Annotated in this window: 14 protein-coding genes; 8 read left to right on the top strand and 6 right to left on the bottom strand. The window is 64.4% G+C overall.

Annotated elements, in window-relative coordinates:
* The first annotated feature begins 144 nt into the window (after positions 1-144).
* Positions 145-870, top strand: a complete 726-nt coding sequence (locus AC1DMA_RS29055) for a hypothetical protein (RefSeq protein WP_478146323.1) — start codon at positions 145-147, stop codon at positions 868-870.
* Between the two features lie 12 nt (positions 871-882).
* Here the strand turns inward: AC1DMA_RS29055 and AC1DMA_RS29050 are convergent, their stop codons facing one another.
* Positions 883-1,893: an AEC family transporter gene (locus AC1DMA_RS29050; protein ID WP_478146322.1), complete on the bottom strand. Its 1,011-nt coding sequence runs from the start codon at positions 1,891-1,893 to the stop codon at positions 883-885.
* A 124-nt stretch (positions 1,894-2,017) separates the two neighbouring features.
* Here AC1DMA_RS29050 and AC1DMA_RS29045 point away from each other — a divergent pair, with 124 nt between their 5' ends.
* Genes AC1DMA_RS29045 through AC1DMA_RS29035 form a run of 3 tightly spaced genes read left to right on the top strand, consistent with a single transcriptional unit; the run spans position 2,018 to position 5,747 of the window.
* The gene (locus AC1DMA_RS29045) at positions 2,018-4,117 is read left to right on the top strand and encodes an ATP-dependent helicase (protein ID WP_478146321.1); all 2,100 of its coding nucleotides are present in this window, start codon (positions 2,018-2,020) and stop codon (positions 4,115-4,117) included.
* On the top strand, positions 4,114-4,608 hold the full coding sequence (locus AC1DMA_RS29040; RefSeq protein WP_478146320.1) for a hypothetical protein: 495 nt from the start codon (positions 4,114-4,116) through the stop codon (positions 4,606-4,608). Before AC1DMA_RS29045 ends, AC1DMA_RS29040 begins: the two co-directional genes overlap by 4 nt.
* Positions 4,605-5,747 (top strand): phospholipase A, encoded by a 1,143-nt coding sequence (locus tag AC1DMA_RS29035; RefSeq protein WP_478146319.1) that lies wholly within the window; start codon positions 4,605-4,607, stop codon positions 5,745-5,747. Before AC1DMA_RS29040 ends, AC1DMA_RS29035 begins: the two co-directional genes overlap by 4 nt.
* 2 nt (positions 5,748-5,749) lie before the next feature.
* Here the strand turns inward: AC1DMA_RS29035 and AC1DMA_RS29030 are convergent, their stop codons facing one another.
* The 4 genes from AC1DMA_RS29030 to AC1DMA_RS29015 all read right to left on the bottom strand — a co-directional run bounded on the left by AC1DMA_RS29030 (position 5,750) and on the right by AC1DMA_RS29015 (position 10,262).
* Positions 5,750-7,285, bottom strand: a complete 1,536-nt coding sequence (locus tag AC1DMA_RS29030) for a DHA2 family efflux MFS transporter permease subunit (protein WP_478146318.1) — start codon at positions 7,283-7,285, stop codon at positions 5,750-5,752.
* Positions 7,282-7,752 carry a MarR family winged helix-turn-helix transcriptional regulator gene (locus tag AC1DMA_RS29025; RefSeq protein ID WP_478146317.1) on the bottom strand — a complete coding sequence of 157 codons (471 nt, stop codon included), beginning with the start codon at positions 7,750-7,752 and terminating at the stop codon, positions 7,282-7,284. Before AC1DMA_RS29025 ends, AC1DMA_RS29030 begins: the two co-directional genes overlap by 4 nt.
* A gap of 70 nt (positions 7,753-7,822) precedes the next feature.
* Positions 7,823-9,025, bottom strand: a complete 1,203-nt coding sequence (locus AC1DMA_RS29020) for an ammonium transporter (protein ID WP_478128730.1) — start codon at positions 9,023-9,025, stop codon at positions 7,823-7,825.
* A gap of 166 nt (positions 9,026-9,191) precedes the next feature.
* Positions 9,192-10,262: a glycosyltransferase gene (locus AC1DMA_RS29015; RefSeq protein WP_478146316.1), complete on the bottom strand. Its 1,071-nt coding sequence runs from the start codon at positions 10,260-10,262 to the stop codon at positions 9,192-9,194.
* Positions 10,263-10,598: 336 nt separating this feature from the next.
* On the opposite strand from AC1DMA_RS29015, the gene AC1DMA_RS29010 reads away from it, so the two are divergent.
* The 4 genes from AC1DMA_RS29010 to AC1DMA_RS28995 are packed head-to-tail and all read left to right on the top strand — an operon-like array spanning position 10,599 to position 15,548.
* Positions 10,599-11,420, top strand: a complete 822-nt coding sequence (locus AC1DMA_RS29010; protein WP_478146315.1) for a shikimate dehydrogenase family protein — start codon at positions 10,599-10,601, stop codon at positions 11,418-11,420.
* Positions 11,421-11,459: 39 nt separating this feature from the next.
* Positions 11,460-12,467, top strand: a complete 1,008-nt coding sequence (locus tag AC1DMA_RS29005; protein ID WP_478146314.1) for a tripartite tricarboxylate transporter substrate binding protein — start codon at positions 11,460-11,462, stop codon at positions 12,465-12,467.
* 7 nt (positions 12,468-12,474) lie between these two features.
* Positions 12,475-13,872, top strand: a complete 1,398-nt coding sequence (locus tag AC1DMA_RS29000; RefSeq protein ID WP_478146313.1) for an FAD-dependent oxidoreductase — start codon at positions 12,475-12,477, stop codon at positions 13,870-13,872.
* Complete coding sequence (locus tag AC1DMA_RS28995; RefSeq protein ID WP_478146312.1) at positions 13,872-15,548, top strand: FAD-dependent oxidoreductase; 1,677 nt, start codon at positions 13,872-13,874, stop codon at positions 15,546-15,548. Before AC1DMA_RS29000 ends, AC1DMA_RS28995 begins: the two co-directional genes overlap by 1 nt.
* Here AC1DMA_RS28995 and AC1DMA_RS28990 read toward each other — a convergent pair.
* Positions 15,545-16,336 (bottom strand): GntR family transcriptional regulator, encoded by a 792-nt coding sequence (locus AC1DMA_RS28990; RefSeq protein WP_478128724.1) that lies wholly within the window; start codon positions 16,334-16,336, stop codon positions 15,545-15,547. The two genes, AC1DMA_RS28995 and AC1DMA_RS28990, sit on opposite strands and share 4 nt — an antisense overlap.
* Positions 16,337-16,536 lie beyond the last annotated feature (200 nt).

Raw genomic sequence — 16,536 nt, 5'->3', positions numbered from 1 at the left:
CCACAGGCAATATTTCGCATTACCTCCGGCCGCCTCCAATGTGCGGCCAAAGAAATACTCCAAACGGGGCTTGACGATGCGCAGGGGCGATGTCAAATCTATGTAGATGGCGGGCTCATTTCGAGTCCTGCAAGGGGTGGAATCGTGAAATCGCCGTTCGGAGTACTGTGGGGACTGTCGCTCGCATGTCTGGTCTGGGGGGCGCAAGCGGCCGATCTGGAATTGGAAGGCGACCGGCTGCTGGTTAGCGGAATGCTCGACGGCAGCGCGATCAAGTTGTTCGAGGAGCATCTCGCCAGCGGGAAGGTGCGAACCGTCGTCTTCGAGAACTCCCTGGGCGGCACCCCCGAAATCGCCAGCGACTACGCGCGCACCATTCGGGCCAAAGGGGTCAATACGGAGGTCCGCGGCCAGTGTCAGGCGGCGTGCGCTTACGCCTTCCTGGCCGGCCGGGAGCATCGCTTCGGGCGCGGGTTCCAGGTCAATGGCTTGCTCATACCGGTTTCCGGCCGGCCGCGCCCCGCCGACCTCACGGGTCGCTGGGATGGAGAAGACAGCTACCGCACCCTTGCCGAATTCATCGGTCCCGCGCCCGGCGCTCCTGCAGCGGGGCAGGACCCGGCCGGTGCGAGCACAGCAAGCGTTGCCACTGGCACCGCCACGGCCATCTCAGCGTCCGCGTCCAGCCCGGCCGTCGCGCCAAGGGAGCGCTGGCAACCGAATCAGGGCGTGCTCTTCGTCTCCACGCCCACATTGTTCGGCCGCGTATACAACAGCTTCTATTGCGACGGCACGCAGGGGCGTGACATGTCCCGATGCGAGTTGCTCCCCGATGCCGACCCGTACAAGCTGGGCGTCCTGACGCCGTGAGTCGAACCCGCCTCAGTGGATCAAGCCCGCCGCAAGAGGGAAGGTAAAGAAGGCTGCAACCGTCGTCCAGAGAATGATCCGGGCGATGCGGTCGTTGTCGGCGCCGAATCGCTCGGCGAGCATCGACACATTGCTGGCGCTTGGGAGCGCCGCCACGAGCACGATCGCGACCAGTGCCGGCCGCGCCAAAGGCACGCCTAGCGCCATGGCGCCGCGCGCGATGCCGTAGACCACGAGCGGATGCGCGACCAGCTTGATCGCGATGATCGGCAAGACGTCGCGCAATGGCGCGGGGCGCGGCGATGCCCGTGCGCTGCCCATGGCCTGCGCAACTGCGGCGCTGGCCTGGTGTTCGCGCGCCAGCAGCGAAGCACGCGCGAGCACCGCGCCAATGGTGAACAAGGCCACGGGCGATGCGGCGTCGGCCAGCATTGCGATGGTGCGGTCCAACGGGCCCGGCAGGATGGCGTGCGTCGCCGATGCCAGCACGCCGAGCAGAATCGCCCACGGCAGCGGATTCTGCAGAACGCCACGCAGTGCCTGCCGCAAGGCCTTGCCACCGCCGTGCTCATGGGCCGCGTCGAGGCGCGACAGGGCGATACAGAGCGACGAAGTCACGATCATGTCGAACGAAATACTGATGATCGTCGGCGTCGCGGCCTGCGCACCCAGGATCGCCACCAGCAGCGGAACCCCCATGAAGCCGGTGTTCGGAAAAGCGGCGACCAGCGAGCCAAAAGCCGCATCGTTCCATCCAATGCGCTCATTGCGGCTCACGGCAACGGCGGCGCCCACGACCAGCAGTGCGCTGAGACCCCACACCAGCGCGACGCCCGCATCGAGCAGCTGCCCGACGGGTGCGCTCGCGCCGAACCGAAACAACATGCACGGCAGCGCAAAGTAAAGAACGAAAACGTTCAGGCCTGGAATGGCCGCCAGCGGCAGGGCTCCGCCGCGGGTGGCGGCATAGCCGGCGGCTATCAAGGCAAAGAAGGGAACGGTGACGAGGAAGATCTGGAGCACCGGGCAATTGTCCCTGGCACGACTTAACGCAAAAAGCTGCGTCGGTCTACCACATCTGCTCGCCCCGAGCGAAACGGGCCGCCCGTATCATTGCGCGCTTTGCGCTTCCCGATCTCTCGCCTCCATGTCTTCCGGTCTCAATCTCGCGCAGCAAGAAGCGGTCAACTATATGCACGGGCCTTGCCTGGTCCTCGCAGGCGCGGGTTCCGGCAAGACGCGCGTCATTACCCACAAGATTGCGCGGCTGATCCAGGCGGGACTGGAGCCCAAGCGCATCGCGGCCATCACCTTCACCAACAAGGCCGCCGCGGAGATGCGCGAACGTGCAAAGAGCCTGATCGGACGCGAAGCGAAACACGTGATGGTCTGCACCTTCCACGCGCTCGGCGTACGCATGATGCGCGAGGACGGCGCGGTGCTGGGGCTGAAGCCGGCCTTCAGCATCCTCGACAGCGACGACGTGACCAAGATCCTCAAGGATGCGGGCGGCACCACCGATGCGGCCACGGCGCGCATCTGGCAGTGGACCATCAGCAAATGGAAGAACATAGGCCTGAACGCCGCGCAGGCCGAAGCGCAAGCGGCTGACGACAACGAGCGCATCACGGCGCGCATCATGGCGCGCTACGAAGAGCGGCTCGTCGCCTACCAGAGCGTCGATTTCGATGACCTGATCGGCATGCCGCTCAAGTTGCTGCAGCAGTTCGATGAGGTGCGCGCAAAGTGGCAAGCTGCGCTCGGCCACATTCTGGTCGACGAATACCAGGACACCAACGCCACGCAGTACGAAGTCCTCAAGGCCCTGGCGGGCGAGCGCGGGCGCTTCACCGCCGTTGGTGATGATGACCAGTCCATCTACGGCTGGCGAGGCGCCACGCTCGACAACCTGAAGAAGCTGCCGGTCGACTACCCCAAGCTCAAGGTGATCAAGCTCGAGCAGAACTACCGCAGCACGAGCGCGATCCTGCGAGCGGCCAACAATGTCATCGGCCCGAATCCCAAGCTCTTTCCCAAGACGCTGTTCAGCGAACTCGGCGAAGGCGAGCCGGTTCGTGTCGTCGATGCGGACAGCGAGGCGCACGAAGCCGAGCGCGCCGTCGCACGCATCCAGAGCCTGCGAGCCGGCGACGCCATCACGCAGGGGCAGCAGCACAAGGAGTTTCGCGACTTCGCGATCCTCTATCGTGCAAACCATCAGGCCAGGGTGATCGAGCAGGCGCTGCGCAAGGCGCAGATTCCTTACAAGGTCTCAGGCGGGCAAAGCTTTTTCGATCGAGCCGAAATCAAGGATCTGTGCGGCTGGTTTCGCCTATGGGTCAACAACGACGATGATCCGGCCTTCCTGCGCGCCGTGACCACGCCCAAGCGCGGCATCGGACACACGACGCTCGCGAGTCTCGGCACCTTCGCCAGCCAGTACAAGCTGAGCCTTTTCGAGGCGTTGTTCAGCCCTTCGCTGCCGAGCGTCATGCCCAAGCGCGCGCTGGAAGGTCTTCACGAGTTCGGCCGCTACATCAATGACCTGGAGTACAAGGCGCGTCGCACGATGGGCGCCGAGGACTCGCGTGCATTCCTTGCCGAGTGGCTCAAGGAAATCGACTACGAGAAGCACCTCTACGACGGCGAGGAAAGTGAACAAGCCGCTGCGAGCCGTTGGACCAACGTGCTGGAGTTCTGCGACTGGATGTCCCAGCGCTGCGGCGGGCAGATCGACGACGCTTCCGGAGCGACCGTCGAGAGCGAGCGCAAGAGCCTGCTCGAAGTCGCGCAGACGATCTCGCTGCTGTCGACGATCAGCGAACGCGAGAAGGACCAGAACGTGGTCACCCTCTCGACGCTGCACGCATCCAAGGGATTGGAATGGCCCCATGTGATGCTGATCGGCGTCACGGAAGGGTTGCTGCCCTTCAAGCTCGACGACGATGGCGGCCGTCAGGAAAAGATCAGCGAAAGCACGCTGGAGCGCCTGCAGGAAGAACGGCGCCTCATGTATGTGGGCATCACGCGCGCACAGCGCAGTCTCGCAGTGAGCTGGACCAAGCGACGCAAGCAGGGCCGCGAGATGGTCGCCGCGCAGCCGAGCCGCTTCATTGCCGAGATGGCGCTCGACAAGACGACGGCCAAGGAAGACCCGCGGGAAAAGCTCAAGGCATTGCGCGCGGAATTCGCGAGGAAAGTTCAGGACAACGCAGCAGCCGCCRCGGCTGCCGCATCCGCGCCATGAAGCGAACGACCTGGGTCTGGATGGCAGCTTGCTGCCTCTTTTCGGGGTGCGTTGCCGTTCAGGACTCCGCCAGGTCGGCAGGGCCGGCGCCGGTGCGTTCGGCCGAACAGATCGCGAACTGCCCCGCCAGCGGATCGGAGATGCCGCTTGACGCGCTCTTTGGTGAATGGGAAGCGCGCTTCGAAGGCATCGCTGGCATTGCCAAGGTGCAGCTTGCCAAGCATCCCGACTATGCAGGTGTGCGGGGCACCATCACGCGCGGCGAAGGAACTGCCGTCACCGTGGCCCAACTCGCGGGCGACATCGACGACCAAGGCATGCTGAGCCTCGACGAGTCGCAGGACGGCAAGGCCATCAGCGGAGTCTGGCTCGGTGAACTGGGGCCCGGCTCTTGCGGCAGCCAATGGCGGGGCATCTGGCGCAACGCCGCCGACGACAGCAATCACCCTTTCACGTTGACCAAGATCGGCAACGCCGGGACTGAACGATGAATCCACGTTTTCTCTATATCGGTGCACTCTTCTGCGGGTTCGGTGCGTCAGGCGCCATGGCAGAGGCCGTGGACAAGCCACCGAGCCCGTTGGCTCAATCCGAACTGACATGGCAGGCCTGCCAAGGGCTCTCGGGGCCGGCCAACAGCGAAGCTCGACTCGCCTGTTTCGATCGATGGGCGCAGCAGCAGACGTTGCCGGCCGCTGCAGTGCCACCCGCACCTCCGGTGCTCGCGGAAACGCTGCCGCCCGTGGATGCCACCGTGCCCGCCACGCGCGTGATCACCCTCACCAGCGAGGATGGCTGCCGCGATCGCCAGTACTCTCCCCTGTCGCGATTCTGGGAACTGGAGGCAGGCAGCAATTGCGGCACCTTCGGCTTCCGCGGCTACAGACCTCTCAGCGTGGGCATCGGCGCGGCGGCCCAGGCTCCGGAAACCGCGACTTCGCCGGCACCGAACCACACGGGCGTCGACAGGCCTTACCAAGCACAGGACATGCGCATCGGCCTGTCCTTGCGCACCAAGCTCGCGCAAGGCTTGCTCACGGGGGATGATCCGGTCAAGAAGGACGCTCTCTGGTTTGCTTATTCGCAGGCATCGACCTGGCAGGTGTTCAACGAAGAGCTTTCGCGCCCCTTCCGCACCACCGATCATGAACCGGAGGTGATGTACACCTACCCGTCCGATTACCAACTCCCCGGCGGCTGGCGCCTGCGCTATACAGGCCTGGGACTGGTGCACCAATCGAACGGCCAGGACCTGCCGTACTCAAGAAGCTGGAACCGCGTCTACCTGATGGCGGGTGCGGAGTTGGGAGACCAATTCGTGATCACGGGACGCGTGTGGAAGCGAATCAAGGAAAACGCAGCCGACGACGACAACCCCGACATCACCAAGTACCTTGGCAACGCCGACCTCAGGGTCGGCTGGCAGGTCGACCGCCTCAACCAACTCGGGGTGTCGGTTCATGGCGGCAAGGGCGGCATCAAGCTCGAATGGTTGAAGGCGATCGGCGATCCGGTGAAGAGCAACCTGCGCTTTCAGACGCAGCTCTTCTATGGCTATGGCGACACGCTGGTCGACTACAACCGTAAGCGCACGGTGTTCAGCGTCGGATTGGCGCTGGTCGATTTCTGAGGCTAGTGCGGCACTTCGACTGCCGCAGCGCTTGCGGCCGCGCGACGCGGACCGCGAATAAGCAGCAGCAGTGGAATCGCCGCCAGGGTGACGACCATCATGATCCCGAAGTCGTCCAGGTAGCCGATCAGCACACCTTGCCGCGTGACCTCGCTGTTCAGCATGGCCAATCCGGTGGAAGTGGCAGGATTCAACATCTGCGGCAGGTTTGCCAAAGCGTGATTGCCGGGCCCGACCGTCGCCGCCAAGGTCGCGTGAGCCTTGCTGGAGCCTTCCGTCAGTAGCGCCTGGACGATCGAGATACCGACGCTGCTGCCGATGTTGCGCAGCAGGCTGAAGATGGGCGTGCCCTGGTTGCGCAACCGCGGCGCCAACGTCGCGAAGGTCGCCGTGGACAGCGGCACGAACGTGAATCCGATTCCCAGGCCCTGGATGAACCCTGAAGTAATGATCAGCGTGCTGTCCATCTGAAGGGTCATGCTGGTCATCTGCCAGAGCGAGAACGCTGTCAGGCTGAAGCCCACCGCCATGATCGCCCGCACGTCGACGCGCTGCACCAGCCGACCCACGGCAATCATCGCGATCATGGTTCCGATGCCCCGCGGCGCGGTGACTTGGCCGGTGTAGATCACCGGGTAGTCCATCAGCCCCTGCAGAAAGCTCGGCAGCAGCGCCATCGTGCCGTACAGGATCATCCCCACGATGAAGGCGAACAGCAGGCCCGTCACGAAGTTGCGGTCCTTGAGCAGGTCGCGATCGAAGAAGGAAACTCCCTGGACGGTCCACGTGTGGACCACGAAGAACGCAAAAGCAACCAGCGCAGTCACGGCTTCGAGCCGGATCTCCCAGGAATCGAACCAGTCCATCTGCTCTCCGCGGTCAAGAAAGAGCTGCAGCATGCCGATCGCGATGCTCAGCGTGATGAAGCCGAACAGGTCGAGGCGCTCGCCCTGTGGACGGCTTTCCGGCAGATAGCGCACGATGCCCCACAGCGCGAAGATGCCGACCGGCAAGTTGATGAAGAAAACCCAGCGCCAATCGATGTTCTCGGTCAGCCAACCGCCCAGGAGCGGGCCGAGAATCGGCCCGACCATGATGCCGGCGCCCCAGATCGCCATCGCCTGGCCGACCTTCTCGCGAGGGTTGATGTCCAGCAAGACGGCTTGCGACAGCGGCACCAGCGCCGCGCCGAACACGCCTTGCAGCAGTCGCGCGGCAACGATCTCGACCAGCGAGGTCGCAATTCCGCACATGGCGGAGGCGATCGTGAAGCCCACGATCGAGACGATGAAAACCTTGCGCCGGCCCCAGTGGCCGCAGAGCCAACCCGTGAGCGGCAAAGCAATGGCCGCTGCCACGATGTATGACGTGAGCACCCAGGTGATCTGATCCTGCGACGCTTGCAGGCTCCCCTGCATATGAGGCAGCGCGACATTGGCAATGGTCGTGTCGAGCGCCTGCATGATGGTGGCAAGCATGATCGAGACCGTGATCAGCCCCCGGTGCGCGACAGCATTGTGAAGGCTCGGCGTCGTCATTTGCCGGCTCCTGCGGCCGCCGCGTCCAAGGCGATCAGCCCATCGCGCGCCTTCCCGAGGAGGATGAGAAGCTGAGCACGCTCTGCCGGCGTCATGTGCGCGAGCGCCCGCGCATGCAAGCTGTCGCCGATGGTCAGCGCTGCGTCGAGCGCCTTCTCCGCGCTGGGGGCCAGGCGAACTTCATTCATGCGTCGGTCATTGGCGCTTGCCTGCCGATAGACCCACCCCGCCGCTTCCAGCCTGTCGCACAGCCCGCCGACGGCCATGGCGCTCAGATCCAGGCGCTGCGCCAGTTCGACCTGCGAAAGCGGTCGCTCATCGTCATGCATGGCCAGCACCCCAAGCAGACGGCATTGCGCACGAGAGAGGCCGATGCGCTCACGCGACAGCCGGTCGAATTGTTCACCATAGCGCTTGGCGACATCGTTGACCAGGAAGCCGAAGCGCTGGGAGAAGTCTCTTTTCATAAGCGCCGTGATTATAAATATGCTTATGAATTCTGGCCTGCGACCGACAGGGCCGGGCGTGCGACCGCGCCTACCAGGTCGGTTCGCGTTCGGGAGTCGCCGTGATGTGATGGATCGACAGATCCGCGCCGTCGTATTCCTCTTCCTGCGACAACCGCAAGCCCAAGGTCGCCTTGAGCGTGCCGTACACCGCCGCGCCTGCCAGCGCAGCCCAAGCCACACCGATCGCGACGCCGATCAACTGGGCCATCAGGCTCACACCGCCGATACCGCCGAGCGCCTTGCTGCCGAAGATGCCTGCCGCGAGACCGCCCCAGGTTCCGCAAAGGCCATGAAGGGGCCAGACGCCAAGGACATCGTCGATACGCCACTTGTTTTGCGTGAGCGTGAACATCACCACGAAGATTGCGCCCGCCACGCCGCCGACGACCAATGCCCCCAAAGGGTGCATGAGGTCGGAGCCCGCACAAACGGCCACCAGGCCGGCCAAAGGGCCGTTGTAGACGAACCCTGGGTCGTTCTTGCCCAGTGCCAGCGCCACCAGCGTGCCTCCGACCATGGCCATTAACGAATTCACCGCCACGAGTCCTGAAATCCTGTCGAGCGTCTGCGCGCTCATCACGTTGAAGCCGAACCAGCCGATGCAAAGGACCCACGCGCCCAAGGCCAGGAAAGGAATGCTCGACGGCGGATGAGCGCTCAGCGAGCCGTCGCCGCGATACCGGTTGCGGCGTGCCCCAAGCAGGAGTACCGCGGGCAGCGCCAGCCACCCCCCGACCGCGTGGACGACCACGGATCCGGCGAAATCGTGGAACTCGCTCCCGGTCACCGAAGCGATCCAGGCCTGGATGCCGAACGCCTTGTTCCAGGCAATGCCCTCGTACAGAGGGTAGACAAATCCGACGATCACCGCCGTGGCGATCAACTGCGGCCAGAACTTGGCACGCTCCGCAATGCCTCCCGAAATGATCGCGGGGATCGCAGCAGCGAAGGTCAGGAGGAAGAAGAACCGCACCAACTCGAAGCCGCTCTTCGCGGCGAGCTCCTCGGCGCCCACAAAGAAATGCGTGCCGTATGCCACTCCATATCCCACCAGGAAATAGACAACCGTGGAGACGGAGAAGTCCACGAGGATCTTCACGAGTGCGTTGACCTGATTCTTCTTGCGGACTGTGCCGAGTTCAAGAAATGCGAATCCGGCATGCATGGCGAGGACCATGACTGCGCCCAAGAGGAGGAACAGCGCGTTCGCGCCCTGTGTTAGTGCGTCCATGAAAGCTTGCGGGAGTTTTGGCGTTGAAGTGGTGCGCTTTGCCTCTATTGGGCAAATGCGCCGCTTCCGCAAGCAAAAGTGGTGCCTACAGCGCGCGAAGGTGGTGCCGAATGGTTCAAATCACTGCACGGCGCACCGAATCGGCCCGATCTATCGGGGCGAACGTTCAGACCGCTGTACGTTCGATCGCGTCCCTGATCCGCTGGAACACCCTCGGGCTGCTGAAGTTCTGCACTGAGTCGCGAACCGCATCGGCAGTAGGGAGCAAGGAGCGGTCACTGGCAACCCGCTGTATGAGATCGCTCAATGCCTCCACATCGCCCACGCCAAACAGCCATCCGTTCTCGCCGGGACGGATGATGTCGCTCGGCCCCGACGGGCAATCGCTGCTGATGCACGGAATGCCGCGCGCCATCGCCTCGATCAAGACCAACGGAAAGCCTTCATAGGACGAGCAGAGGACGAGGGCATCCGCCTCTTGGATGGAATGCCAGGGCTCCTCTTGGCGGCCGAGCCAATTCAGTCGATCCGCGATGCCCAACTCCTCAGCCAGGGATTGGAGCTCCGCCAACTCCGTTTCCGGACTGCCCGAGCCGATCAGGTCCAGTCGCCAGTCCGCTTGCACTCGAGCGAGCGCGCGCAAGAGGTCGTCAGTGCACTTTTGATCGCCGCGCATGAGCCGCCCGACGTGCAGCAGGCGCAACGGGCCCTGCTCTGACCGGGGAATCGGCACAACCGATTCCATGCGCGTGCCGTTGTAGACGAGGTGCACAGCTTCGGGTCGAACACCTGGCACAAGCTTGGTTGCATCGGCGATTTGCGGACTGATGCAGAGGTGCCCGTCTGCAAACCTGAGAAGGTCGGTTCGCTGCCGATGGACCGTTGAAAAATGCAGCCACGCCAAAACCGGACGTTTGAGGCGCGCAAGCCACAGCCCCAATTTGACGAGCAGAAGCGTGGAGCTGTAGATGACGACGACAGCGTCCGGCAGCTGCGTCTTGCAGGTACGAACAAAGGCCGGCAGGCCCCGCAGCATCTGGGTCTTCAACGAGGTCGAACCGTTTTCGACTTCCGTATAGGCGATCCCTTCATGCCATTTGGGATCTCGAACACTGGGACACAACGCGAGCACGCGAACGCGGTCACCGTGCGCCTGCGCTTCCTCCGCCAGGGACCGGACACACACTTCGATGCCCCCCAAGCCTGACAGGGTACCGACGACAACGAGAATTTCCATAGATGTAGGTGACCCGCATGCGGTTCATCGCCCGCTAACCTAGGGTGCGGGACGTAAGGCAAACGTCGGACACGAAGGCGGTGCCGTGTCAGCCAATTCATCGGCGAGCCATGATTCGATACATGTAGAAACGGCCTGGAACACCGGGGCGCGGCCTGGACCCAGGCGATTCCCTCAGGTCTTTCAATGCCAAAGGCTGGGGTATCCGGCCTTGCGAAGTTCGGGCGTGACGCGCTCCCAGCGCCAGGCACCCTGATACGCGCCATGCACGAGACTCCGCATCAATGAATCCACCGATGCTTTGCGAATCATCGATGATAGTGATAGCATCGATTAATGAAGGCGAATCAACAGAATCACGCTGAGGTCTGCCCTGTCGACGCACAGACCCAGTTCGTATGGATCGTCGGGCACCCCATCGATCAGGTGAAGGCGCCTCAACTTATGAATCCGCACTACATGGCAGCGGGCGACAACGTCCTCGTTTTGCCAGCTCGAGTCAGGCCCGATGACCTCCGGAAAGTCTTCGAAGGCGCCCAACAGCTCGGCAATCTGCGCGGATGGATCGTCACGGTTCCGCACAAGATTGCGCTGGCGTCCTGGATGGACGAGCTTTCGGTGGCCGCGCGCGTCGCCGGCGCCGTGAACGCCATTCGCTTTCGCAACGGCAAGGCCTGTGGCGATCTCTTCGATGGCTACGGCTTCGTGTCCGGTCTCGGTGCGCGGGGCTTCGCGATTGCCGGTTGCTCGGCACTGGTACTGGGCGCAGGTGGCGTCGGCTCTGCCATTGCGCTCGCGCTCTCGGAAGCGGGCGCCGCACGCGTGTCCGTCTCCGACATCGATATCTCGCGCGCGCAACGGCTTGCATCGCGTCTCTGCGAACTCGGCCCAGAGGGCACGCGCTTCGATGCCGGAAGGGCTACATCGACCTCTGGGTTTCAGCTGGTCGTCAACGCCAGCCCTGTCGGAATGGCCGGCGACCCGCGTCTTCCTATCGACCCCGGGTTGCTGCGTAGCTCGCATGTTGTCGCCGAGGTCGTCATGACCCCGGAACTCACGCCGCTCCTGCTTGCCGCGCGCAGCTTGGGCTGCGAAATCCATCCGGGCAAGCAGGTGCTGGAGGGCCAGCTTCAGAAGCTGCTCGATTTCTTTCGCTGATGCGGAACCGCCCCATCTCAAGCATATTGGAGACATCGCATGACAACCATCGCCCCTGAACTTTCCAACACGTCCGAGCGCGAATGGTTTCCGCGAAGGCGGGCGTTCCTGGCTGCCGCGGGCCTTGCCGGCCTCGCCCCGCTCGCCGGCGCCGAACAGGCCTATCCTTCGCGACCCGTCACGATCGTCGTGGGATTCGCGGCCGGCGGCATCGCCGATTCACTCGCCCGGATCGCGGCCCCGCTGCTTGCGGCGCAGCTCAAGCAGAGCGTCATCATCGACAACCGGGCAGGTGCCGGCGGCACCATCGCCGCAGCGTTGGTCGCGAGGGCGCCCAAAGACGGGTACACATTGCTCATGGCCTCCAACGGGCACGCCATCAACGCCACGATGATGAAGCCCTTGCCCTTTGACGCGATCGCGGATTTCGCCGCAGTCGGCGGCGTCGCGGCGACGCCGCTCGTCGCGGTCGTGCGCTCGGATTCCCCCTATAAGACGTTCGCCGACGTCATCGCCGCAGGCAAGTCCAAACCCATCCCGTACGGGTCGGGCGGCGCAGGCACGTTGACGCATCTGTTGCCGGAGCTCGTCGCATCGAACACCGGCGCAAACTTCACCCATGTGCCCTATCGCGGCACGGGTCCCGCCATCATCGACCTTATGGGGGGTCAGATCGAGTTCGTCATGGACCTGGTGCAGACGGCGCTCCCGCAAGTCCAGAGCGGGAAGCTGCGCGCCCTCGCGGTCAGCAGCCGGCAGCGCTCGCCGCAATTGCCCGACGTGCCCACCTTGGCAGAGACGGCGATGCCCGGCCTCGACGCCCAGGGATGGTATGGGCTGCTCGCCCCGGCGGGCACGCCCGTAGCGATACTGGACAAGCTCAACGCCGCGCTCAACAAGGCGCTCGGCGATCCGGCCGTCGTCGCGCGCATGACCGGCCTGGGCTCAACACCCATTGCGGGCTCGCGAGATGCATTCATGACGCTGCTGCGCTCCGAGGTCAAGCGATGGGGCGACATCGTCATCGCCAAGAAGATTACCGTCTGAGATGCCCATGCTTGATATCACCCGTGAAATCGAATGCGACGTTCTGGTCATCGGCGGCGGCAGCGCGGGCATCGCGGCGGCGATCAGCGCCGCACGCAATGGCGCGAAGACACTGCTCGTCGAGGCATCGCCCATGGTCGGTGGAGAACTCGTCAGCGGCATTTCCATGCTGGGGATGATTTCCACGCGCGGTGAGTGGATCGTGGGCGGCATTGCGCGCGATCTGCTGCGCGAAGTCGAGGAGCTTGGCGGCTACATCGGCCCGGTGTTCGACTACCGCTCGCTGCATCTGGTGTGCTTCGACCCGGAACTGATGAAGTTCGCGGTGGTCGGCCTCTTGGGCAAGGCTGGTGTCGAAGTCATGCTCTACACGCTGGCGACAGGCGTTCTATCGGCCGGCGGGGATGTGCGTGGTGTCTTCGTCCAGAACAAATCCGGTCGCCACCTGGTGCGTGCCAAGGTCATCATCGACGCCAGTGGCGACGCGGATCTGGTGGACGCCGCCGGCGGCAAGACCGAACTCGGCAAGGATGGCCGCTTCTTTCAGCCGCCCTCCCTGATCTTTCGCATGACCGGCGTGGACACGCCTCGCCTGCTGGAGAATGTCCGGACCCATCCCGAAGACTACGGACTCGCGGAGTTTCCCGGCATGGGGATGTCGCGCGAACAATGCGCCGAAGGACTCTGGAAGCAGGGCCAGCCGAAAGTGGTCCTTCTCGGGGAGCGCGGCATTCTCAAGCGCGCAGTGGAAGCCGGGGAGATGTTTCCCACATCGATCGTCGCCGTCGTGCCGGTCTCCACGGCGCGCCGGGAAGTCAGCATCAACTGCACGCAGATCGGCAATGTGGACGCCACCGACACGCGCCGCCTGAGTGCAGCAGTGCTCACCTTCTTCGGCCAGATCCAGCAATCGATGCGCTTCCTCAAGGAGCGCGTGCCCGGCTTCGAGGACGCGCACTTCTCGGGCGTCGCTGGCAAGATCGGTGTGCGCGAGACGCGTCGCATCGTGGGGGACTACATCCTCGACGAGGATGACGTGCTGGGCGCTCGCAAGCGTGATGACGTGGTGGCGAAGGGTGGCCATGAGATCGACCTGTTCGCGGTGTCGTCTCATCGCCGCCAGACCATCAAGGACGGCGGCTCCTACGACCTGCCCCTGTCCGTCGCCATTGCGAAGGGTGTGCGCAACCTCTTCGTGGTCGGCCGCTGCCTGTCCGCCACGCGCGAGGCGCAAAGCTCGGCGCGTGTGATGGGGACCTGCATGGCGATGGGCCAGGCGGCAGGGGCTGCTGCCGCAATGTGTTCGGCCGATGGGCACTGGGGCGGCGACGTCCGCGAGGTCTCCATTCCCGAGTTGCAACGCCGCCTGCGCGAGCAAGGCGCCATCCTCCAGAGCGAAGCCTGATGCCTCAGGCGCCAGACTTCGACGTCCTGGTTGTCGGCGCAGGCGCAGCCGGCATGACGGCCGCGCTGTCTGCCTCGTCCCGCGGCCTCAGCGTGCTGCTGGTCGAATCGACCAACCAGGTGGGCGGCACGAGCGCGACCTCGGCGGGCACGCTGTGGATTCCCTGCGCCTCGCCCCAAGACGCCGATGACAATTGCCGCGGAACGGCGCGTGCCTACCTGGAGGCCAGCATCGGGCCGGGGGCCGACAGCGCGAAGATCGAAGCGTTGCTCGAGTCGGCGGCCGAGCTTCTGCGGTTCCTGCGCGAAGAGACAGCGGTGCGCCTTGATCCCGTGGCACGGCATCCAGACTATCTTCAGGCTTTGCCCGGCGCCACGCTCGGCGGTCGGGCGTTCGCGCCGTCCACGTTCGACGGGCGGCGTCTCGGTCGCGACTTTGCACGTGTGCGCCCGCCCCTGCCGGAGTTCATGGTGCTGGGTGGAATGATGGTCGCCAAGGCCGACATCCCGATCCTTCTGAACGCCATGCGAGAGCCGCGCGCTTTTCTCGGCGCCGCGCAACTGGTCGCGCGCCATGCGAGGGACCGGCTCACGCGGCCTCGCGGCACCCGGCTGGTCATGGGCAATGCGCTTGTCGCCCAACTCTTCAGCAGCCTGCTGCACTCCAACGTCAAGATCGCATTCGACACTCGGGTCGCGCGCATGGCGCGGACAGCATCGGGATTCGACTGCGTAATGGCCGGCCCGCAGGGTGAACAGCGGGTTCGGATCGGAAAAGCCGTGGTGCTGGCGACCGGAGGCTTCTCGGGCAACGTAGCGATGCGGCAGCGCTGGTTGCCCGCCCTTGCCCGCGACCACAGCGTCGCACACGCAGGCGACGCCGGCGGGGGCATCGACCTGGGACTTTCACTCGGCGGCGCGGTGGAGGACGATCATGTACCGCCCGCATTCTGGATGCCCGTCTCGACGATGAAGCGCGCGGATGGCAGCGTGGCGACGTTCCCGCACATCATGCTGGACCGGGCCAAGCCCGGGCTTCTCGCAGTGGACGCGACCGGCAACCGCTTCGCCAATGAAGCCGACGCCTACCACCACTTCTGCGAAGGGATGCTCGAATCGAATCGCCGCACGGGCAGCAAGCGATTTTTCCTGATTGCTGACGCCGCATTTGTCAGCAGCTATGGCATCGGCATGGCTCGCCCAGGCCTGAAGTCGCTGCGGCGGTTTGTGCAGGCCGGCTACCTTACGCAGGCCGATTCGCCAGCCCAACTCGCAGAGCGCCTCCATCTCGAAGCCGGCGCCCTCGAGCGCACGCTGACCAGATACAACGAACTCGCCGCGCGCGGCGTGGATCTTGACTTTCATCGTGGCGAGTCGGCGCTCAACCGGCACAACGGCGATCCGCTCCACGGGCCGAATCCGTGCATGCGCGTGCTCGACACGCGCTCGTTGCATGCGGTCGAGATTCATGTCGCCGATTTGGGCACGAGCGTGGGCCTCCGAGCAGACGAAGACGCACGCGTCCTGGACGCTGGAGGGCAACCGGTGCCGGGCCTCTATGCCTGCGGCAACGACATGGCGTCCATGATGCGAGGAGCCTATCCAGGTCCGGGAGCGACGCTGGGTCCCGGAATGACCTTCGCGTGGCGCGCCGCGCGCCACATGGCGAACCGCTAGGGCCTCGCCCGGGTCCGCGTCTTTGCCGCCGGCGCAGGCGCGCCGCCCATCACGGCGATCAGTTGCTGATGCGTGCGGTCGATGTGTTCGAGCGCAAGCTTCTCCGCCAGCTTGGCGTTGCGACCCAGGCACGCGTCCAGCAGGGCCAGATGCTCGCCCTCGGCACGGCGCGAATAGGCCCCATCCTTCGTGAGCTGCAGGCGATAGCGGTCTTGCAAGTCCATGAGCGTGCTGCAAAAGTGCATGAGCATGGGCATGCCGCAGCCGGAGAGCACAGCCAGATGGAATTTGCGATGGGCGCTTTCCCATTCGGCCGCCGAAGTCGGCCCAGGTTTTGCCGCAACGCGCTTGCCGAGCATGTGCGCAGCCGCCGCCACGCGCTCTTCCCAGTCGTCGTCGCCATGCAAGACCGATTCCCGAATCGCGACAGGCTCGCAGAGCTTTCTGATGGTGACTATCTCCCCGAGGTTGGCGCGCGACATTTCGCTGACGCGGAACCCACGCTTGGCCTCGAAGCGCACGAAGCCTTCCGCCGTGAGCCGGGAGAGCGCCTCCCGCAGGGGGCTCAAGCTCACGTCGTATCTGCCTTTCATCTCATCGAGGTTCAGACGCGAGCCAGCGGGGTTGTCTCCTCGAAGGATGCCGATACGGATCTGTCGGGCTAACCGATCGGACAACAAGTCTTCCGATTCCCCTTCTACGATCGTCCGCACGGGCGGATCCACGAGCGAGGGTTGGCCCGCTGCCTGGGCCGATGTGTTGGTAGAACGCTTCTCGATGGATGCCATGCTGGCGATCATAGGCCGGCAGTCATGGATGCCGGATCAGGACTTCGCGCTCCGGCTGACGGCCCCGTCCGCTACGGCAGACGCGAGGAAGTCCCGCGCCGCGACGCAACCGGCGGGTAGCAGTTTCTCCTGCCTCACCGAGGCGCGATGGACTTAGCGTTAGCCATACAGTCCTGTTCGATAGCCTGTGCTGCCTTTGG

It is taken from the genome of Variovorax sp. 05N34, from assembly GCF_056397405.1.
The sequence above is the reverse complement of the archived record's forward strand: the minus strand, read 5'-3'. Positions and strand labels throughout refer to the sequence as shown.